Raw genomic sequence first — 19,986 nt, 5'->3', positions numbered from 1 at the left:
TTTAGTAATTGACGTTCAGTTGGAGTAATAACAGCGAAAAAGGGAGGATTGTTTTTACTTCTTTTTCAAGTTGGGAAGGAACCAAGTAACCAGTCCTAAAAGAGGCATGAAGCCACATACGTTGTAGACAGCCTCTATTCCATAATGATCCGCCATATTTCCTAATACGGCCGAGGCTATACCCGCCACACCGAAAGCAAATCCAAAGAAAAGTCCCGAGATAAGACCTAATTTATAAGGAAGCAACTCTTGCGCATACAACAAAATAGCCGGGAACGCCGATGATAAGACCAACCCCACGCAAAAACTAAGCACGATCGTCCAAACGAATCCCACATGCGGCATCAACAAGCTAAATGGGGCTGCCCCTAGAATCGATCCCCAAATCACATATTTCCGTCCTATCTTATCACCGATAGGACCACCCGCCAAGGTTCCTATGGCCGTAGCGATCAGGAAGACGAACAAACAGATCTGCGAAGTCTGTACACTCACCCCGAATTTATGGATCAAGTAAAAGGTATAGTAGCTATTCAAACTAGCCATATAGATATATTTAGAGAAAATCAAGGTCAGCAATATCGAGATCGAAAAGACTGTTTTTCCCAAAGAAAGAGGCATCTCCACATGCGTCTCACCCGACTTCTTCTGCCATTTCACCCGACTCAAATACGCCTTATACCAACGGCAGATAGGAATCATCACCAAAATAGCGACGAATGCTAGTATAGAAAACAAAGCGATATGAGTCCGTCCATAAGGCGCCACCAATAGAGCAACCAGTAGCGGACCTAACGATCCGCCCAAATTACCACCCACTTGAAAAAGCGATTGCGCCAATCCCCTACGCCCTCCCGACGCTAGCGAGGTGATCCGGGACGCTTCCGGATGCAAAACCGAAGACCCGATACCTATCAAGAATACGGAGATCAAGACCCAATGGAGCGTAGAGGAAAAAGCGAGATTCAACAAGCCGACCAACGTAAAACTCATACCAATAGGTAACGACCAAGCCACGGGACGCTTATCAAAAACCAAACCGGTTATAGGCTGGAAAACAGAAGCGGATAATTGATAAACAAGCGTAATCAACCCGATTTGGGCGAAGCTCAACGCTAAATCATCCTTGAAAAGTGGATAAACCGCCGAGATAACGGATTGCAACGAATCATTCAAACAATGCGTAACGCTTAACGCCACCAATACCCGAAATGCTGTTTTATTTACCGGCTGTTGTTTAGAAACCTGCTCCATAACTATCTATATTTCTATTTCACCTCGTGCTCATTAACATTTCAAAAACCGCACAAAAAGTTAGCTAATTTCTAGAAAAACAAACCCTAAGAGCCTATTTTAACTATAGTTAATACAACTATTCTTTCGGTTCTTTTCATTTCTTTATGTTAATCGGCTTAATCTTAATACCTATGAGCCTTGTTTTCTCAGTGATACTTCAGAGCTGTATCCCGGAATGAGCATATATCTTATAACTCACTCCCAAAACAAACGCCAAAATCCCTTATCTGCCATCATTCCGACCCGAAGTTAAAGATCGAGATCATTAACGGGAACAGCCTCTGAAGTTTTTTATATTTATTCCTCTTCTTCTCCCTCGTTCGCCGAATGTAAGATAAAAGTAGTAGCGCCAATCGTTACGATCGTACCTTCCCCGATACGTACTTGTTCTTTTTTACCAACCAACACATTTTTCACAAAAGTCCCGGTCAAGCTAGGAAAGTCACGCACCATATAAACGAACTTGCCATTAGCGTCTTTCTTTACATTAATCACACAATGCTTACGCCCCATACTTGGATCGCTCGTGATAATAGGGACATCTACACCTTCCGTATCCTTATTACGGCGACCAATCACATTATCTCCCATCACTAATGGTAGATCTTGCTTAAAAGCAAAACCATTCTCGATAATGGTAATATAACCACAAGAGAAATCCGGTTCCTTCACCTCTTTTTCCTCACCGGTAGCCGTCTTCACCACCTTTCGGCCCAATTTAATCTTAAATTGCGCTCCACACTGCGGACAGACGAAGGCTAATACCTTCCCTTCCGGATATTTGGTCTCATCAAAAGACAACTGATTATCACATTTTGGACAGAATACTCTTTTCATACACTTAAATACAGGATCTAGTATTACAAACGGAGCGCAAATTTACGAAAAAACCTTCAGCTACACTCCTAAAATCTCATGGTTATGATTTTTTGAAACAAAAAAGGCCATCCGTCACGGACAGCCAATCTCAATTGTTAACCTTAAATCTAATACCATGAAAAACACAGTGCAAATATAGCGGTTTTATGTTATGTAGCATAATATTTTATTTGCAAATCTCATTTACTTAACCAGATTTAACAAAACTATGCTTTAAAACATATCCGTAAACAATATATATCCCCTTAGAACTTAGGTTCATTCTCTTTAATCTCCTTCAAAGGCAAGGTAAACCAAAAAGTGGAACCTACTCCCAATGTAGATTCTACCCCGATTCGTCCCCCTAGTTTCTCGATAATATTTTTGCAAATCGCCAATCCTAATCCGGTACCTTGTTTGCAAGCGTTCAACTTAACAAAGCGATCGAATATAGTTCTACAATCTTCCTCCGAGATTCCCATTCCCGTATCCGAGACCGAAACTCGTATTTCATCTTTCGATACCTTATAGGCTAATTTGATCTCACCTTCCGAAGTAAACTTAATCGCATTTGTCAAGAAATTAGAAATAACCTGCACGACTCGTTTCGGATCTGAGAAAACAGTCACGGGTTGTGAGCCCCGATCGAAAACAAATCGAACGTTTTTCGGAATCTTCAAGGCATGTACCGCATAGGTTTCCTCACAGATCTCCTTAAAATCGAAATTTCTCTTCGTAATGTCAAAGGTTCCCGCCTCAATCTTTGAGAAATCAAGGATATCCTCAATCAATTGCAGAAGCAATTCACTATTCTTGTCAATGATATCCACATAAAACTCTCGTTCCTCCTCCTCTATCTCCTTGGTCTCTGCCAGTATATTCGCAAAACCAACAATAGCATTTAAAGGCGTGCGGATCTCATGACTCATATTCGCCAAGAACATAGACTTAAGCCGATTCGCCTCTTTAGCCTTAACTAACTCATATTCTTTCCGTTGACGCTCTCGTTCCGCCCAGCGCAATTTATCTTGCATGGCGATCTCATCCGTTATGTCCATCAAGTAATAAAGGATTTTCGCAGGTCTTCCCGCTTCATCATATTTATAAGGGTACGCATACGCTCTCACCCAAACATATTGCCCCTCAAAAAGCAGTCGGTATTGAATACTATATTCACCGATCTCACCCGTAACAATCTTTTCAAAGCCTTGTACAAGTACCCTTTCCCGATCTTCCGGATGTACGATCTCACAAAAATCTTTTTTCGTTGTCAAGTTACTTGCTCTCAATCTGGATTTATTACCTAAAACACGTAAATCCAGATCGATATGCATCTTATCGGTTTTAACATCATATTCCCACAGCAAGGAATCACTGCAACGCATAACCGTTTTCAACTTCGTGAACAGTTCCTCTACTTTCTCCGACTTTTGATATTCTTCCGTCTCATCCGTAAACATTAGTACATATCCACAGATATCTTCAGCCTCTCCTTTCAACGGCACACATTTAATAGACAGACGTAAATTTATACCTTCCTTTTTTGGGTCTATGTTATAGTACTCATTCGTTTGTATATTATCAAATTCATAATTACAATCGAACACAACCATTTCTCCCTGTTTCAGACGAGCGATCTTGTCCTCTGGAAAATTAGGATTCTCGAAAAGATTTATTCCCATAATATCCTTCCGGCTTATAGCGAACAAATTCTCGTCCGTCCTATTGAGATCCACTAGCTGCCCCCTCTCGTCATAAACTTCAATTCCAACAGGTAATTTCTGGAATAGGGCATTAAAGCTCATTTCCTCTAGCATTTTATTACATTGTCCCATCGTCATATTAAATTATAACCACTAATTCCCTACTTTAAATCAATCAAGCAATCTCCTCTGTTATTTATACAACAAATGAACGATAATAACGATTGCAGCAGAAGTTTAAAGTTATAGAAACAATATGAAAATCAAACATAATCATGTTGAAAATATATGTTTTCGATATTGAGAAAGAGTCATTCCCGTCCGTTGACGAAAAAAGCGATTCAATGTCGATTGAGACGGAAAATTAGTCAATATAGCGATCTCCTGTATATTTAATCGAGAGTCACGTAGCAACGACTTTACCTCTAACACTATATAGATAGATAAAAACTCCTTGGCTGAAATGCCACACCTTTCATTCATGATCGCACTTAAATAAGTTGTCGTTATATTCAATTTATCCGCATAAAATCCGACATTCTTGTGATTCTTGAAATTCTCTGCCACGAGACTACAGAAATCATAGATCAATTGCTCTTTTCTCAAACTAGTCCTGAAAGGGATTTTCTTACGCACTTTCACATAATAGTCGTAAACATCCATGTAAAAAATCCCCAAGTAACATATAATCCGCTCCCTCAGAAGCCCATTACCCCGATACCGCTCAAGCTCATTCTCTATCAATTTGCAAAATGATTGAAAACGCTCAATACCATTATTATCCTCTATATTATAGTAAAAATGATCCTTCACGAAAAAATGAAATCCCGGATCAAAATGACGTAAGGAACTTAATACATCCCCATGTAGTACATGTGGTATGATGATAAACTTCGCCGAGAAGTCCTCACTCACGTTCCGCATTGAGCATAACTGTCTCGGAAATAAGAAAATCAATTCATTCTTATTCCATACATGCTTATTATCAAGCAAATGAATGATCGCACTACCTCTATTACATACTGCTATTATCCCGTAATCCAAAAAAGAAGGTTCTGAAGTCAATGGACTATCTTCAATCTGTTCCGTAATAATAAAGTCTTTTTCTAATCCGCCTAAAAAACGATCACATGTATTATACCTATTCTCTTGCATATACTCTTATAAATTAAGGGAATACGAAATCTTACCTCCAACAACAATCAACAAAATAATATTATATTTTGTTCTGTCCGTTAAGGTCCCAAGTATATTCGTTTGATATTTTTCTTTCCTTACCCCCTCTTCTATTAGCCATCAAACCTTATATATCAATTGATGCTAACAGCTAACCAAGGAAATCATAAAAAAACACAAGACAAAATTATATAATAAAAAATTGACTATTAAATGCATAACTAAACTAAAAGCGTACAAAAACACATCAATTGTATACAAAATCGAAACAGACAAAGAATAACCGAAAAAGATCATAAAAATACAATTAGCTTCATTGACAAAGTAAGTTAGCTGAAATACCAAAGCAAGTTAACTTACTTTGCCGATGAAATTAGCTTACTTTGAAAGTATGGATGTTACCCTCGGAAAGGGGCGCTTAAGCAGTGTTCTCAAAAATTCGTGTATTCATGCCTCTATACAAAAAAAGGCTATCCATCACGGACAGCCAATCTCAATTGTTAACCTTAAATCTAATACCATGAAAAACACAGTGCAAATATAGGCGGTTTTATGTTATGTAGCATACTAAATTATTTGCAAAATTCATTTACTTAACTCGATTTAACAAAATCATGCCCTAAAACATAGTTATTAACAAGAAAACTATTCGTTCAGATCTAATAGCTTCCCAAGAAATCGTCGAGGGAACGAGTATCATCATCTGGCATCAATTCTTTTTTCAAACGAAATTTGCGTTTATAGATAGCGTCCTTCGTCACATTCAAGACTGACATCAGCTCCGCCGAGGTTAGCCGCAATTTGATCAAGCAACAAAAACGAATGGCATCCTCCGTCAAATCCGGATAAGCGACACGTAAACGACTTATAAAATCATCATAAAGAGTATTTACGATCTCGATCAAGTTTCTCCAATCCGAATCCGGCAATATCGTTTCCGATTTAGAAAGTATCTTCAACTTCTTGAACGTATCCAACTGTTCCAGCAAACACTTCGCCAAACGTTCCTTTTCCTTGATCAAGGATTCCACGTCACGATGCGCTTTCCACTGAGCCGCATGCTGGTATTCCCTCAAGCATTTCTCCTTCGCTTCCAATTGCTCCTTGATGTGCGACATCTCACGACTATAACGTTGTATCAAGATTTCATTTTTATCCACAAGGCTCGCTATTTCTTTCAGTTCTTTCTCCTTTTTTGTCTTATAAAGGTGATAACGCAAAAAAGATAATAAAAGTAGGGCAAAAGTAACGATGATTAAAATGATCAGATAATAAATATCTACATAGAAATGCTTCGGTTCCGTTAGAATCGGGCTTAGAGCAGTACATGTGTGCAGCGCAAACTTCATATAAATAGTATTTATTATCTTAATACTTCTTTCTTAGAATTCCCTCTCTCCAAATCGCTTCCAAAAAGCCTGTCCCATATCCGATCAATTGGACAAAAGCCGCTATGATAGATAACAACGCAACGATTCCGTTCTTATTTCTCACTAAAGCGTCAAAAAAGATCAGCGAAATATAAAATAACAATAGCCCCCATACCTTTGGAACGAAAAAAGCGGAAATACATACCCCCAGCAGACCTACCACAAATAAGGCCGGCAGGCAATGTACCCATTTCAATGATTCCGGGTACTTCTGGTACAAGATAATCCTAGCGTACCCCGAATGCCATACTTGCCGGAAAAACTGGACGAAATTTGTTCTTCGCTTATGATAGACCCAAGCGCCCGGAAAATAACGGCATTTATAGCCTGCCGCAAAAATCCGGATACTAAAATCTATATCCTCTCCATAACGCATATCAGAGAAACCACCCAAGGCTTCATACACCTCTTTCCGCATTCCCATATTAAAACTCCGAGGATAGAATGTATCCAAATGTCTCCGGCTTCCTCGGATTCCTCCTGTCGTAAAGAAAGAAGTCATCGAGTAATTGACCGCTTTTTGTATAGCGGAAAAAGAAGAATGCGCCCTGTCGGCACCACCAAAGGCATCCACCTTATAACGCATCAAGGACTCGTGTACTTGTTCCAGATAGCTGGCCGGAACGATACAATCCGAATCCAAGACAATCACGATCTCTCCTTCCGCATAACGTACCCCATGGTTGCGAGCCAAGCCCGGGCCTGAATTCTCTATATAGAAATAGCGAATCCTCAAGCGGTCATTATAGGCATTGACTACGGGCTCACAAGGTATAGAAGAACCGTCGTCCACTACGATAACCTCAAAATGTACATATGTCTGCCGGGTAAGGCTGTTTAATAAATCGTCTATCTCCTCCGGACGATTGTAGACAGGAATAATAATTGAAAATACTTCCATTAAGCTAGATTTAATCTGCCGACAAAAGTAAAGAGTTAAAAAGCGTGTATCAAAAAAGGGCACTGGACAAATAGAGGACATAGCTGGACATCGAATACCGCCTATTTTTTACCCCATAATAGAAAAACTGGACAAAAGACATAAGATACGTTCAGTTCATTCATGCAGAATAGTCTATTTATCAATAGCTTACAAAATACAATACTATCCGCTACTATTTGGACAAAGACTGGACGCACACAATATTATTTCATTCGCACATCTGCCCCCCACATTAATTTTTCCCGAAGCGTCTGATAAAATGTATGGTTATAGCGCTTGATGACTTTCGTCGTATAATCGGCCTTGCTCATCTTTAATTCGATACCTGCCGGGAATATTTCCGAACGTCCATCCAAAGAGATCAGAAAATATTTATTCCGGCTCTCTACCCGAAGCGTTATTATATCTGAATCCGGAATCACCAACGGACGCACGTTCAAAGAATGCGGAGCGACCGGACTCAAGACAATGCTATTACTTTGCGGAACGATAATCGGCCCATTTACGCTCATCGAATAGGCCGTGGAACCAGTAGGTGTAGCCACTACCAAACCATCCGCCTGATAAGAAGTCAGATATTCCCCATTCAAGAATGTATGAATCGTAATCATCGAGGAACTATCACGCTTCAGCACGGCGATCTCGTTCAAGGCATAATTATATCCGCGAAACGCACGGTCTTCCGTATATAAACGCAAGAGGGTTCGTTCCTCTACCTTATAGTAATTCTTAAAAATCTCATCCAGCGTATCCTCAACCTCATTACTGCTGACATCCGCAAGGAAACCCAGCCGTCCGGTATTAATGCCTAAAATAGGAATATCCTGTTTATTTACCCGGGCCGCCGTACGAAGGAACGTACCATCTCCTCCCACGCTAAGCGCTATATCCAGATCAAACTCATCACCCACTAATAGCCCGCTCACCACTGGCTCAAAACCAAAAGCATCGGTAAGGAATGTATAAAAAGGGCTGTCCACATAAATATCAGCCTCTTGTTCACGAAGCTTCTCAAACAAGCGTTTAATCAGATTCTGTCTCTCGATCTGATATTCACTTCCAAATATTCCAACTTTCATTCTACGCTCCTTACTTTACATATTCATATAATGTAATAACTCATTCATCCGCTGCTGCAACATATCATCCACCATCCCCTTCTCCATAAAATGATAAAGCACCGTATAATTGAAACGCTCGAAACTACGGATCACGGGAGAGGCATCTTCCAAATCAATCTTAAGGGTTATAAGCAGACGGCCCGTATCTTTATCTTGATGGGATAGCAAATTAAGGACATGGGCATTATTCGCCTCTACCAAACGGGCGATATCCGTTAATGAATAATCCTGTGGCATCATTTCCAATACGATCACGCTTCCAGCCGCCTCCGCATTACATAGCTCGGATAAAGCATCCACCAAACGATCCCGGGTAATCGCCCCCAAATAAGTTCCGTCCACGGAAACCACAGGCAACAGGCTCAATCCATATCGGGTTATCATTGCCAACGCTTCATGTAAATGTCCATTTTCCGAAATCGCCGGAGCGAATAAAACCGGCTCACCGATCGTAGCCGAAGGATCCGGCAGCGCCAATAAGTCTTTTTCCGACACTAAACACTGGTATGCGTTATCACTCAATAACGGAAGATGCTTGAGTTTAAAATCCTCCATTAACGCCAACGCATATTCCGCTGTGTCAAAACTTTTTAACACCGGAATTTCCTTTGTTATGAAATCTTTCACCAACATTATTCTGTTAATTCCCTAAATCCTGCTAAATTTGCCGATACTTTTGTGCAAATGTAATGAAAGAAAAAAGATATACGATATACAATGACAAATTTAAGTGTAAACATTAACAAGGTTGCTACTATTCGTAATGCGAGAGGTGGCAATATGCCAAACGTGCTGAAAGTGGCGCAAGACTGTGAATTATTCGGGGCACAAGGAATTACGGTTCATCCCCGTCCGGATGAACGACACATACGCTATAGCGATGTTTATGGACTAAAACCTCTTATCCGGACAGAATTTAACATAGAAGGCTATCCTTGTGATAAATTCATCGACTTGGTATTGAAGGTAAAACCGACCCAAGTCACACTGGTTCCGGACGCTCCGGATGCCATCACGTCGAACTCAGGTTGGAACGTAAAGGACAATTTCGATTACTTAAGCGAATTGGTAGACACCTTTACCTCACAAGGAATCCGTACATCCATCTTCGTCGGAACAGACTTGGCGAATATCGAACTAGCGGCGAAAACAGGTACGGACCGTATTGAATTATATACGGAACCTTATGCGACCTATTATCCGGAAGATCGTGACAAAGCGATCGCTCCTTTTGTCGAGGCCGCACAATTAGCTAAAAACTTAGGATTAGGCGTAAATGCCGGACACGATTTGAACTTAGAAAATCTGGCTTTCTTCAACAAGAATATCCCTTGGCTGGAGGAGGTTTCTATCGGCCATGCCTTGATTTGTGATGCGCTCTACCATGGTTTGCAAGAGACGATCGCTTTATACAAGGCATGCTTGAATAGTTGACAAGTGACAGTTTATAGTTATAAATCATAAATTATAATTCATAATTCGAAACGATGAGTATTTTACTTTCACTACAGGCCGTGGGCTCTCAGGCGGCAGATCAAATGCCGGATTTAACGGCTGTAACCCTTCCTACGGAAGCGGAAATCAATGTGATAGACCTTGCCTTTAAGGGAGGTTGGATTATGGTGGTATTGTTACTGCTCTCTCTGATGGCTATTTATATTTTTGTTCAACGTCTGATCATCATTCGCCGTGCGGGAAAAGAAGACGAGACGTTCATGAATCGTATCAAAGACTATATTCACGAGGGAAAAGTGGACTCGGCTCTCAATTTATGCCGGAGCACCAACACACCTTCCGCCCGTATGATCGAGAAAGGCATTACCCGTTTGGGCCGTCCGATGAACGATGTGCTCGTAGCGATCGAGAATGTCGGAAATTTGGAGATCGCTAAACTGGAAAAAGGTTTCCCCTTGATCGCAACGACCGCCGCCGGCGCTCCCATGCTTGGTTTCCTTGGGACAGTAACCGGTATGGTACGTGCTTTCTTCGATATGGCAAACGCAGGCACCAATGTTGATGTCTCCCTATTATCCGGCGGTATCTATGAGGCCTTGGTAACAACCGTTGGCGGTCTGGTAGTTGGTATCATTACATTGTTCGCGTACAACTATCTGGTATCTCAAGTAGATAACGTCGTGAACAAGATGGAGGCTCGTACGATGGAATTCATGGATTTATTAAATGAACCGGCTAATTAATTGATAATGGAGAATTGAAAATTGAAGATGAGCCAACTCTCCTCTATTTAATTTTCAATTCTCCATTTTCAATTTTCAATTATAAAAAATTATGGCTCTAAAAAGAAGAACAAAGGTAAACGAAGCGTTCAGCATGGCCTCTATGACCGACGTCATATTCCTCTTGCTGATCTTCTTCATGGTTACCTCTACCGTAGTAATCCCGAACGCCATCAAGGTTACCTTGCCGCAAGCGCAAAAGCAGACAGCGGCGAAACCTCTTATGAGGGTAACGATAGACGCGAACTTGAATTACTACGTGGCATTTGGAAAGCAAAAAGAGGTACAGGTCTCATTTGATGAGATCACTCCTTTCTTGCAAGATAGTTACGCGAAGGAACCGGAGATGTTCGTCGCCTTATATGCCGACGAGACCGTGCCTTACAAAGAGATTGTAAAGATACTGAATATAGCGAACGAGAATAAATTCAAGATGGTGCTTGCCACCCGTCCGCAGAAATAACAGATATGAGACTGAATAAGGATGACATATACAGTTTGATCGGTACCGTTGCTTTTCACGGTGTCATTCTACTGATACTTTGGTTTACCGTATTGAAAACCGAGGTACCGGATGAAGACGGGGGTGTACTCGTTAATTTCGGGAATGTAGATGCCGCCGCCGGAATGTTCGAGCCTAAGTATACCGGGCAAGAACCGCCTCAGGAAACGACCACTCCCCCTCCTCCCGTACCGGAGCCGCAAGTGGAAACGCCCAAGCAGGAACTCATCACTCAAGATATCGAGGAAAGCGTAGCCCTTGAGGACGCTAAAAAGAAGAAAGAGGAAGAGAAACGCAAGAAACAAGAGGCTGAGAAGAAACGGAAAGAAGAGGAGGAGAAAGAACGTATCCGCCGGGAAGAAGCCGAGAAGAAACGTCTGGCCGAGGAACGCCGCAAGAAGGAACAAGCCATTAGCAACAAGGTGGCCGGAGCTTTTGGCATGGGAAACGCCGAGGGTAACAGCCAAGGTGACGCTGAAAGCGGAACCGGTAACCAAGGAAGTCCGTTCGGTAACTCTGATCACGGGGCGAATGAAGGCGTAGGCGGTTACGGATCATTTAATTTGAACGGCCGTTCCATTGGTGCCGGAGGTCTCCCTCGTCCCGCTTACACGATCCAAGAAGAAGGTCGTATTGTTATCAATATAACCGTAGATCCGAAAGGCAACGTTATATTTGCCGAGGTAGGCCGGGGAACTAATATCGACAACGCCTCCATGCGTAAAAGCGCTTTGGACGCAGCTCGAAAGGCGAAGTTCAACAGTATCAGCGGCGCTAATAACCAGAGTGGTACTATTACTTACGTGTACAAATTTAAATAATTGAATCTTATGAAGAAAGCGATCGTATTCTTAGCGAATGGCTTCGAGGAAATGGAAGCCACGGGAACCGTAGACATTTTGCGTCGTGGAGGTATAGACACGAAAACAGTCTCCATCACAGACGACCGTAAAGTGATTGGCGCTCACAATATGGAATATACGGCTGACGCCACATTTACCGAAATCGATCTTTCGGATGCTGATGCCTTGATCTTACCCGGAGGCATGCCCGGAGCATCCAACTTGAACAATTCGGAACCGGTGAAAGAAGTCTTATTACAACAATACCGTGAAGGACGTATCGTAGCGGCTATCTGCGCAGCTCCGATGGTATTAGGCGGTCTAGGTTTGTTAAAAGGTCGCAAAGCCACTTGCTACCCCGGGTTCGAACCGAAATTGATTGGTGCCACCGTAACAGGCGAGGCTGTCGAGGTAGATGGAAATGTGGTAACCGGTAGAGGACCGGGCTTGGTATTCAATTTTGGCCTAGCTTTAGTATCTGTACTAAAAGGTGACGCAGTTGCGGAGGAAGTTGCGGCCGGATTACTATTATAAGATTTAGATCATCAGTCGAAACCCAATAGAATAGGGAACGTAATCCATTGAGTTATGTTTCCTATTCCATTGAGTTTTATCACCTATCCTATTGACTTACGAGATATCCCCCCAAAGAGCTCACTGCCCTATTCTATTTTGATCGTTTCAACCGCTTGTCGCTTCGTCCCATCCATGGATACCGCACGATAACGAACCGTGGAGAAATCAATGGAACGTAAATCTATATTCCGAATAATGCTATTGTACATCGTACGGTAATAAATCACATGGTTTCGCATATCCGTAACCGAAGTCCATTGAGTAGCGCTCGGTATATCGCAAGGTACTTGCCCTAATGTGAATTCGATCCCTACGGGAATATCAAAATTATTCAATATCTGGAAACACTGGAAGACCGTTTCCAATGCGGTTTCTTGTTGTGGGGCCGAAGCTTGGTAAAAAGCCGCACGAACGAAACGTGACGGTGGAGTTACGTCGCCCGGAATCCCAAGGAAACCGCTTCCCGCACCAAATGAAGACAACTCGATATTTCCTAATTGTTGATTGGGGGCCGTACCCGGGAAAAGATTAACATAATTATTCAGGTTCGTCAGATGCCACTCGAAACTGGGAGAATTAGTCAGAACTCCTAACGTATTCTCATAGAAGTGTAGCTCACCCTTAATAATCTCAAGAACCAGTTGACGTCCCGACGGCTCGGCAAACCGCCAATGAACGGTAGACGCACGGGGATCTATATTGATAACATGCACTTTCTTAACAGCCTCTTTCACCTCCTCTACATTTGAACATTCCCCCAACAACCAAGACACTAATTGCAGATCAGAGATACTTTTATCCCGAACTGCGGCATTATATTTCTCATATTCACCGTACTTTGGAAAATAAAACAATCCAGCCGATAACCCAACCTCATTGAGTCCTTCGGCGATAAATTCCTTTTGCTCCACTGCCAAGCCCACATATCCATAACGTGCCGTGAAAGTCATTCCATCAACCCCATTCGGAGTATACGATCGTTCGGTGTATCCTCTTGGAACCACGACATACTGGCTGTTCAAATTACTTCCACCCCATTCTATCGTACGTGCTACAATAGTCGTACCGTCCTTGCTTTTTAAGGTAATACCGGTGCAAGCCTCTGCAGCGGAAGGATTAATAAGCAAGCCGGCAATCGCAAATAAAATAAAGAAATGTCTCATAAGTATCATTTTTGATAAAAACAAGCGACAGGAAAAGGATGTTTTCAAGAAAAGAAATTTTAGATAGACAAACAGCACTTATTACCGGCGGAGCAAGCGGCATTGGACATGCTAGCGACCCCTTCAATGACCGTAAAAGGAAAAGGAAGCATCGTAAACGTAGCCTCCATTGGAGGATTGACAGGAGATTTCCGGGGAACTCTTTATGGTATGAGCAAAGCTGGCGTCATCAATTTAACCCGTTACATTTCCGGACAGACTATCATCTCTGATGGAGGTATGACTTGCCATAATCCGACGATAGAGGATATTTCACATTGATGAAAGTTCTTATTTACATTATTAGTAAGAGAGCGATTCCTTCTCTTTATACATTTAGCATATAATGCCACAAAAGTAGCAGGGGCATTTTAACCCCATGTTATTTCAAGACTTTTTTGTATGTTTGCGGTCATTTTATCAAAAAGTATAATATGAATAATAATCTAAAAGGTTTCGCTTATGGAATAGCGACTTCTGTTACATTCGGTTTAATCCCTTTGTTTACATTGCCTCTTATGGAGAAGGGTATGCGGTTTGATTCGATATTGTTCTATCGTTTCTTATTCGCGGCCATCGCCTTATCGGGTATGCTTCTAGCAAAAAAGGAATCTTTCAGAACAGAGATGCGAAACCTACCGATATTGATTTTATTGGGTGCTTTTTATACAGGCTCGGCAATGTTCCTGTTTTGGGGCTATAATTTTATGGCGGCGGGAATCGCCACGACTCTACATTTCACCTATCCGATATTCGTAACCCTATTCATGCTGTTTGTATTCAAAGAAAAAACATCATGGATTACGCTCTTGGCGATCGGGCTCGCTATTTGTGGAGTAGCCCGTCTATCCATTGATGGAGGAGAGATGCGATTAAACGGGCTAGGCGTAATCATCGTATTACTTTCCGCCGTCGCTTATGCCCTCTATATCGTCACCGTCAATAAATCGAGGGTACATGATATGCCGGGACGAAAACTTACGTTCTATGTATTTATCGTCAGTACCTCTTTATTTTTCATAAAAGCACAGGCAGGAACAGGAATCCAACCCATTCCAGACCTGCCCTCTTTTATTAACCTCGTCTTATTAGCCTTCTTGCCAACCGTAGTATCTAACATTACATTGGTACAAGCCGTACACCATATCGGTTCCACCCTAACTTCCGTACTGGGAGCAACAGAACCCGTGACAGCCGTCTGCGTAGGTGTTTTAGTCTTTGGAGAGCCTTTCACCCCTCACCTCGCTTTAGGAATCTTACTGATTATCGTAGCGGTTACATTGATTATCCTGTCCAAATACATACAGAAAAATCTCCATGAGGCCAAGCGATTGTTCAAAGCACGGCACATCTTAAGAACCAAATAACAATACAACTGAAAGCAACACGGCATAGATAAATACATTCCGTGCCGTATGCCCTAAAGTTCTATTAAGCTCACGGCCTTGATACTGTTTCATCTCCAGCCATGTGGCGGCAAACAGCACGCTAAAAGCCGCGAATAAACAAACAAGCCAAGGTGAGGCATCCATCAATAAAGGCAGCGTGATCAAAAAAGCCAATATACCGTTCAGCAAATAAGTTACCAACCCGAACGTACGCCCGAATAGCACAATCGTAGTCCGTTTACGAGCCGCCTTATCTTGCTCATAATCCCGGTAATTATTCACGATCAAAATATTAGCGGACAACAGCCCCAATGACAACGAAAGCAAGAATGACAATAAGGAAAACGATAATGCTTGTACATAATACGTAAAACAAACCGGAATAATCCCATAAAACAATACGACACACACATCCCCCAGCCCGTTATAAGCCAAAGGAAATGGCCCTGCTGAATAAGCCAAGACACAAATCGCAATAGCAATTCCTACACCGATGAGCTCCCAGCCGGCAAAGAACAACAAGAAACAGCCACATAGACAAGAAAGCCCCAACGTGATAAAAGTCCCCCATAGCATTGCCTTAGGAGTTATCCAACCGGAAGCCACCGCTCGCTCCGGGCCTAACCGGTCCTCCTTATCCGCCCCCTTCTTAAAATCAAAATAATCATTGGCAAAATTACTGGCTATCTGGGCAAGTAAAGCCACCAAAACACAAAGGATCGCCGGAGCCAATTTAAATACTCCATCCCTGTAAGCCAGCGCACACCCAACTAATACCGGACTAAATGATGCCGGCAACGTTTTCGGACGTGCCGCCTCTAACCAAGCTTGAATTCTCGATCTGTTATTCTCCATTCTATTGTTTTATTCTTAAAATAACTACAAAAATAAAAAACAAATAACATATACTGTTGTTATTATCTAAAGAAATACTTGTATATTTGCGCCATGAAGAATTTTCTATTCATATTAGGTCTGTTGATTAGCTTCATGCTGTTTGCTCCCGAAGAAGGAACAAAGAGTATGGATGAGGTTATGTCTGCGACTAAAGAGGCCGTTATGAAAGAAAAAAACACGGCAGATGCCCAACGTCGTTTCGAAGTATTAAGTAACGAGCTGAAAAGCAGTAACTGCTTAACTCCCCGCAGGATTTCACAAACGGCAAACAACACTATCGAAATACGGATATGGAAAAATATGGAGAAATCCCTTCAAGACATGCGTTTGAGAGGAGTAAATCAACTTCATAGAGTATCTCAACATATATCCACTTATCAGATCATAAATTTATCCACACTTCTGTGTCGTATGGGAGAGCATGTCTTTGCCCTACGAAAACTCATTATTTAGTTTTTAATTGTTTCATATTTGTATCTTTCGGTAAGTCATTGATATGTCTTATCGGTAGGAATATTGCATTTATTAAATCAATATTTCCGGGGAGTTATTGCCCATTTACATTATTATAAACAATTAAAAATTACAATTATGACAACTAATAAATCAGGTAAAATACGTATATATCTTTATGTTCTTCTAACAATCGCAGGTTGTGTATTCGCATGCAGTTCTATCATCCCTAACGACTATATTAAATTAGTAGTAGTTATGGGTACTCTATGTGTTGGTCTATATGGCATAATGAAAGGACTGAGTAGTACCGGGACGTCATCGGAAGAGGAAGTCTTGGAAAAAGAATAATAAAATACAACAATTATCGAATCCTAAAAAAATAAGAAGATCATGAGAATAAATAAGGATTTGGCTGATGCAATCATGATGGTTTCATTTATCGTATTGGTATTAGTCGGAACTACAACATTTGACAATGAGGTTACTAAAAACGTAACCATGGGATCCCTCGGTGTAATTACGGTAGCGATGTTAGTTCTTCGCGTCATAGGATCACGCCAAAAGGAAGAGGAAGAAGCCTTTTAGTAGTTAGTCCATTGGTTTCCTGTTGTTGTCCCGGGGTGACCCGGGATTATCTGAGATACGTTTTTCTACCTACATTATAATAACTTGCTGTTTGACTTGGGTATAGCGTTTTTACGCTTGACAACAGGAAACCGGACTTATATACCTTACACTTTTCTACTGAACTTTTTCTCTTTGACAAGACTAACTGCGGCGGCGGCGAAAAACAAGAAAACACCTCCCGTTAACAAAGCGAACACAGCATGCCCATGATAAACATTACGTACAATCCATCCATGAATGATTCCATTCGTGATCTGAGGTATCGTTATAAAGAAATTAAATATACCCATATAAGTACCCATCTTATCAGCGGGAAGACTATCGGAAAGAATAGCATAAGGCATCGCCAATATACTTGCCCACGCTATACCGATGCCAATCATAGAAAAGACCATCATTCCTGTGTTATTCAACAAATAGAGAGAAACCAACCCTGCCCCTCCTAGGCATAAACAGAGGGCATGAGTCATTTTCCGACCTAAATGACGGGCAATCGGGATCAATAATAAAGCGAATAACATCGCCACAAAATTATAGATACTGAATAACTCACCTACCTTATCGCCAGCCATCGCATATTCGGCGGAAGCAGGATCTGTTGCCCCATATACATGTTCAGCGATAGCAGGCGTAGAATAAACCCACATGGAATACAAGGCAAACCAAGCGAAAAACTGGCATAAACCTAACTGTAACATTATTTTAGGCATATGAAAGATATCATGCATGATCTCCATAAAACCATTGCTATCCCGCCTTTTTTCAATGACCTCACCACCGGAAAGCCGAAACTCAGCCATCTCTTCTGGGGAATATTCCTTTGTCTTAAAAATTGTCCATAATACGCTCGCTAATAAAATCGCCGCACCGGCATAAAAGGCGAATTTAACATTATCGGCAACCTCACCAGCAACCGCCGTATTAGATAAACCAAACACCTTATTCATAATACTCGGCAACAAGGAACCAACGACAGCACCGATGCCGATCAAGAAAGTCTGGATCGAGAAGCCAGTCGTATGCTGCTCATCGGGTAGCATATCCCCTACCAAGGCACGGAAAGGCTCCATCGTTACATTGATGGAAGCATCCATGATCATCAACATACCCGCACCAATCAATACGGGAGATAAAATAGCCGTCTCTGTACCGGGTGACAAGAACAATCCCGCATTCGGCATCAATATCAAGGCAATCGTCGTAAAGATAGCTCCTACCAGAAAAAACGGACGCCGACGTCCTAAACGGCACCATGTTTGGTCGGAATAATGACCAATGATAGGTTGTATGATCATACCTGTCAGCGGAGCCGCTAACCAAAATAAGGATAGTTGCTCTACATCCGCTCCATAGGTTTGAAGTATTCTACTTGAATTTGCGTTCTGAAGGGCGAAACCGAATTGAATGCCCAAGAAACCGAAAGTTAGATTCCAAATTTGCCAAAAACTCAAAAATGGTTTTGTTTTCATGAGAATTATGTTTTTTAAGGTATTTATTTGTTTGGTGACAAACATACGGAATTATTCCGAAACAGGACGTCGTCCCTATTCAAATTCATGCAAAGAAGTAGAGCAAACGTTTTCGGAAGCTACTTTTTTAACGGGTAGACTGTCTCACCACCAGATTTGTCTTGATAATCTTGCTCACGATACGATCCCCGTCACGCACGCCATTCAAACGTTCTATCAGTAAACGCATAGCGATAGCTCCCAACTCATAACCATGTTGATCCACGGAGGTCAGCAGGGGATCACTAACTTCCGCTAAGCTATTATTCGTAAACCCACAAATCGAAACCTCATCGGGTATCCTCAATCCCTTGGCCTTGACAACATTCAGCACCCCTATAGCAGTCTCATCATTTACGGCGAAGAACGCATCCGGACGATTGGGCAACGACAATAATTCCGGGGTCAACCGAAGCGCCTCGGTATAATTATCACAAATCTTAATTAACTCTTTATCTACCGGTAATCCATTTTTACGCAAAGCATCCTCATATCCCATCCTACGATTATTAGAGATCGCTAAATGAGAAGGAGATCCGAAAAAGGCGATTCGCCGGCAACCGCTACGAATCAAGTATTCAACAGCGGAACAAACCCCGGCATAATCATCAACGACCACCCGGTCTGTCAAGATCCCCGTGCATATACGATCAAAAAACACCATAGGTATATCGCTATCGATTAGTTCTTGGAAATGATTGTAGATCGTCGTTGTTTTAGCGACAGAAGCCAAGACACCGCAAACACGTGCTTCCAATAAAGCTTGCGCACCTTTTACTTCTTTCTCATAATTCTCATTACTTTGACAAATAATAACACGATACCCTCCCTTTTCCGCCTCATCCTCTATACCGGATAAAACAGAAGAAAAGAAATAATGTACGATCTGCGGTAAAATAACACCGATTGTTTTCGTATTATTTGTCCGTAAACTCAAGGCTAAGGCATTGGGCTTATATTTATGTTCACGAGCGTAAGCATTCACTATATTCTTGGTTTCTTGGCTGATATCCGGATGATCAGCCAAGGAACGAGAGACTGTTGACGGGGAAATATGCAAGGCTTTCGCTATATCCTTTATCGTGATTTGACGCTTTTTCATGGTTCTCTTTTTTATAAAATCAAAGATATGTATTTAGGTCATACAATGCAAACGTTTGCGAGAACGTTTGCGTAAATTTATAGGGGTATCGACAAACATTTTAACAACATGAGAGGTTTGAT

Annotated in this window: 20 protein-coding genes and 1 pseudogene; 9 read left to right on the top strand and 12 right to left on the bottom strand. The window is 41.7% G+C overall.

Going from position 1 to position 19,986, the window contains the following annotated elements; translation table 11 throughout:
* Positions 1-54: 54 nt before the first annotated feature.
* The 8 genes from NBH07_RS00180 to NBH07_RS00145 form a co-directional block, all read right to left on the bottom strand.
* A complete protein-coding gene (locus NBH07_RS00180) occupies positions 55-1,254 on the bottom strand; it encodes an MFS transporter (RefSeq protein WP_008771772.1) in 1,200 nt (399 codons plus the stop codon).
* A gap of 339 nt (positions 1,255-1,593) precedes the next feature.
* Complete coding sequence (locus NBH07_RS00175) at positions 1,594-2,133, bottom strand: FHA domain-containing protein (RefSeq protein WP_008780297.1); 540 nt, start codon at positions 2,131-2,133, stop codon at positions 1,594-1,596.
* Between the two features lie 287 nt (positions 2,134-2,420).
* Positions 2,421-3,989: a PAS domain-containing sensor histidine kinase gene (locus NBH07_RS00170; protein ID WP_039848710.1), complete on the bottom strand. Its 1,569-nt coding sequence runs from the start codon at positions 3,987-3,989 to the stop codon at positions 2,421-2,423.
* Between the two features lie 141 nt (positions 3,990-4,130).
* Positions 4,131-4,781 carry an AraC family transcriptional regulator gene (locus NBH07_RS00165; RefSeq protein ID WP_226769897.1) on the bottom strand — a complete coding sequence of 217 codons (651 nt, stop codon included), beginning with the start codon at positions 4,779-4,781 and terminating at the stop codon, positions 4,131-4,133.
* A gap of 911 nt (positions 4,782-5,692) precedes the next feature.
* Positions 5,693-6,382: a hypothetical protein gene (locus NBH07_RS00160; protein WP_156682648.1), complete on the bottom strand. Its 690-nt coding sequence runs from the start codon at positions 6,380-6,382 to the stop codon at positions 5,693-5,695.
* Positions 6,383-6,401: 19 nt separating this feature from the next.
* A complete protein-coding gene (locus NBH07_RS00155; RefSeq protein WP_195319026.1) occupies positions 6,402-7,364 on the bottom strand; it encodes a glycosyltransferase family 2 protein in 963 nt (320 codons plus the stop codon).
* A 245-nt stretch (positions 7,365-7,609) separates the two neighbouring features.
* Entirely contained in the window at positions 7,610-8,485 is an 876-nt protein-coding gene (locus tag NBH07_RS00150; RefSeq protein WP_005855867.1) for an NAD kinase, read from the bottom strand.
* A 15-nt stretch (positions 8,486-8,500) separates the two neighbouring features.
* Positions 8,501-9,160, bottom strand: coding sequence for a CBS domain-containing protein (locus tag NBH07_RS00145; RefSeq protein WP_008771767.1), 660 nt, complete (start codon positions 9,158-9,160; stop codon positions 8,501-8,503).
* 84 nt (positions 9,161-9,244) lie between these two features.
* Between NBH07_RS00145 and NBH07_RS00140 the strand changes: the two genes are divergently transcribed.
* From NBH07_RS00140 to NBH07_RS00120, 5 genes are all read left to right on the top strand, one after another.
* Entirely contained in the window at positions 9,245-9,961 is a 717-nt protein-coding gene (locus NBH07_RS00140; protein ID WP_005855864.1) for a pyridoxine 5'-phosphate synthase, read from the top strand.
* Positions 9,962-10,014: 53 nt separating this feature from the next.
* Positions 10,015-10,725: a MotA/TolQ/ExbB proton channel family protein gene (locus tag NBH07_RS00135; RefSeq protein WP_005855862.1), complete on the top strand. Its 711-nt coding sequence runs from the start codon at positions 10,015-10,017 to the stop codon at positions 10,723-10,725.
* A 91-nt stretch (positions 10,726-10,816) separates the two neighbouring features.
* Positions 10,817-11,227, top strand: coding sequence for an ExbD/TolR family protein (locus tag NBH07_RS00130; protein ID WP_156682650.1), 411 nt, complete (start codon positions 10,817-10,819; stop codon positions 11,225-11,227).
* A gap of 5 nt (positions 11,228-11,232) precedes the next feature.
* A complete protein-coding gene (locus NBH07_RS00125) occupies positions 11,233-12,087 on the top strand; it encodes an energy transducer TonB family protein (protein ID WP_008771765.1) in 855 nt (284 codons plus the stop codon).
* 9 nt (positions 12,088-12,096) lie between these two features.
* Complete coding sequence (locus NBH07_RS00120) at positions 12,097-12,642, top strand: DJ-1 family glyoxalase III (RefSeq protein ID WP_005868002.1); 546 nt, start codon at positions 12,097-12,099, stop codon at positions 12,640-12,642.
* Positions 12,643-12,770: 128 nt separating this feature from the next.
* Here NBH07_RS00120 and NBH07_RS00115 read toward each other — a convergent pair whose 3' ends face one another.
* Positions 12,771-13,847 carry a linear amide C-N hydrolase gene (locus NBH07_RS00115; RefSeq protein WP_156682651.1) on the bottom strand — a complete coding sequence of 359 codons (1,077 nt, stop codon included), beginning with the start codon at positions 13,845-13,847 and terminating at the stop codon, positions 12,771-12,773.
* 120 nt (positions 13,848-13,967) lie between these two features.
* On the opposite strand from NBH07_RS00115, the pseudogene NBH07_RS00110 reads away from it, so the two are divergent.
* Both NBH07_RS00110 and NBH07_RS00105 read left to right on the top strand, forming a co-directional pair.
* Positions 13,968-14,168, top strand: a pseudogene (locus tag NBH07_RS00110) (SDR family NAD(P)-dependent oxidoreductase); the annotation flags it as partial.
* 152 nt (positions 14,169-14,320) lie between these two features.
* A complete protein-coding gene (locus tag NBH07_RS00105) occupies positions 14,321-15,253 on the top strand; it encodes a DMT family transporter (RefSeq protein ID WP_005855838.1) in 933 nt (310 codons plus the stop codon).
* Here NBH07_RS00105 and NBH07_RS00100 read toward each other — a convergent pair.
* Positions 15,239-16,129: a 1,4-dihydroxy-2-naphthoate polyprenyltransferase gene (locus NBH07_RS00100; protein ID WP_008780291.1), complete on the bottom strand. Its 891-nt coding sequence runs from the start codon at positions 16,127-16,129 to the stop codon at positions 15,239-15,241. The two genes, NBH07_RS00105 and NBH07_RS00100, sit on opposite strands and share 15 nt — an antisense overlap.
* Before the next feature lie 93 nt (positions 16,130-16,222).
* Between NBH07_RS00100 and NBH07_RS00095 the strand changes: the two genes are divergently transcribed.
* Together NBH07_RS00095 and NBH07_RS00090 are read left to right on the top strand one after the other, a co-directional pair.
* A complete protein-coding gene (locus tag NBH07_RS00095) occupies positions 16,223-16,624 on the top strand; it encodes a hypothetical protein (protein WP_005855834.1) in 402 nt (133 codons plus the stop codon).
* A 393-nt stretch (positions 16,625-17,017) separates the two neighbouring features.
* Positions 17,018-17,212 carry a hypothetical protein gene (locus tag NBH07_RS00090; RefSeq protein ID WP_005855829.1) on the top strand — a complete coding sequence of 65 codons (195 nt, stop codon included), beginning with the start codon at positions 17,018-17,020 and terminating at the stop codon, positions 17,210-17,212.
* 146 nt (positions 17,213-17,358) lie between these two features.
* Here NBH07_RS00090 and NBH07_RS00085 read toward each other — a convergent pair whose 3' ends face one another.
* On the bottom strand, positions 17,359-18,723 hold the full coding sequence (locus tag NBH07_RS00085) for an MFS transporter (protein WP_005855828.1): 1,365 nt from the start codon (positions 18,721-18,723) through the stop codon (positions 17,359-17,361).
* Between the two features lie 127 nt (positions 18,724-18,850).
* Complete coding sequence (locus NBH07_RS00080; protein ID WP_005855821.1) at positions 18,851-19,864, bottom strand: LacI family DNA-binding transcriptional regulator; 1,014 nt, start codon at positions 19,862-19,864, stop codon at positions 18,851-18,853.
* Positions 19,865-19,986 lie beyond the last annotated feature (122 nt).

This window comes from Parabacteroides sp. B2-S-102 (assembly GCF_023656665.1).
Lineage (GTDB): Bacteria > Bacteroidota > Bacteroidia > Bacteroidales > Tannerellaceae > Parabacteroides > Parabacteroides distasonis.
The sequence above is the reverse complement of the archived record's forward strand: the minus strand, read 5'-3'. Positions and strand labels throughout refer to the sequence as shown.

Excerpts from the sequence above, each read along its gene's own strand:
- NBH07_RS00175 (WP_008780297.1), bottom strand. The coding sequence starts at position 2,133 with ATGAAAAGAGTATTCTGTCCAAAATGTGATAATCAGTTGTCTTTTGAT.
- NBH07_RS00105 (WP_005855838.1), top strand. The coding sequence starts at position 14,321 with ATGAATAATAATCTAAAAGGTTTCGCTTATGGAATAGCGACTTCTGTT.
- NBH07_RS00135 (WP_005855862.1), top strand. The coding sequence starts at position 10,015 with ATGAGTATTTTACTTTCACTACAGGCCGTGGGCTCTCAGGCGGCAGAT.
- NBH07_RS00170 (WP_039848710.1), bottom strand. The coding sequence starts at position 3,989 with ATGGGACAATGTAATAAAATGCTAGAGGAAATGAGCTTTAATGCCCTA.
- NBH07_RS00155 (WP_195319026.1), bottom strand. The coding sequence starts at position 7,364 with ATGGAAGTATTTTCAATTATTATTCCTGTCTACAATCGTCCGGAGGAG.
- NBH07_RS00140 (WP_005855864.1), top strand. The coding sequence starts at position 9,245 with ATGACAAATTTAAGTGTAAACATTAACAAGGTTGCTACTATTCGTAAT.
- NBH07_RS00085 (WP_005855828.1), bottom strand. The coding sequence starts at position 18,723 with ATGAAAACAAAACCATTTTTGAGTTTTTGGCAAATTTGGAATCTAACT.
- NBH07_RS00160 (WP_156682648.1), bottom strand. The coding sequence starts at position 6,382 with ATGAAGTTTGCGCTGCACACATGTACTGCTCTAAGCCCGATTCTAACG.
- NBH07_RS00125 (WP_008771765.1), top strand. The coding sequence starts at position 11,233 with ATGAGACTGAATAAGGATGACATATACAGTTTGATCGGTACCGTTGCT.
- NBH07_RS00150 (WP_005855867.1), bottom strand. The coding sequence starts at position 8,485 with ATGAAAGTTGGAATATTTGGAAGTGAATATCAGATCGAGAGACAGAAT.
- NBH07_RS00130 (WP_156682650.1), top strand. The coding sequence starts at position 10,817 with ATGGCTCTAAAAAGAAGAACAAAGGTAAACGAAGCGTTCAGCATGGCC.
- NBH07_RS00095 (WP_005855834.1), top strand. The coding sequence starts at position 16,223 with ATGAAGAATTTTCTATTCATATTAGGTCTGTTGATTAGCTTCATGCTG.
- NBH07_RS00100 (WP_008780291.1), bottom strand. The coding sequence starts at position 16,129 with ATGGAGAATAACAGATCGAGAATTCAAGCTTGGTTAGAGGCGGCACGT.
- NBH07_RS00115 (WP_156682651.1), bottom strand. The coding sequence starts at position 13,847 with ATGAGACATTTCTTTATTTTATTTGCGATTGCCGGCTTGCTTATTAAT.
- NBH07_RS00145 (WP_008771767.1), bottom strand. The coding sequence starts at position 9,160 with ATGTTGGTGAAAGATTTCATAACAAAGGAAATTCCGGTGTTAAAAAGT.
- NBH07_RS00165 (WP_226769897.1), bottom strand. The coding sequence starts at position 4,781 with ATGCGGAACGTGAGTGAGGACTTCTCGGCGAAGTTTATCATCATACCA.
- NBH07_RS00180 (WP_008771772.1), bottom strand. The coding sequence starts at position 1,254 with ATGGAGCAGGTTTCTAAACAACAGCCGGTAAATAAAACAGCATTTCGG.
- NBH07_RS00120 (WP_005868002.1), top strand. The coding sequence starts at position 12,097 with ATGAAGAAAGCGATCGTATTCTTAGCGAATGGCTTCGAGGAAATGGAA.
- NBH07_RS00080 (WP_005855821.1), bottom strand. The coding sequence starts at position 19,864 with ATGAAAAAGCGTCAAATCACGATAAAGGATATAGCGAAAGCCTTGCAT.
- NBH07_RS00090 (WP_005855829.1), top strand. The coding sequence starts at position 17,018 with ATGAGAATAAATAAGGATTTGGCTGATGCAATCATGATGGTTTCATTT.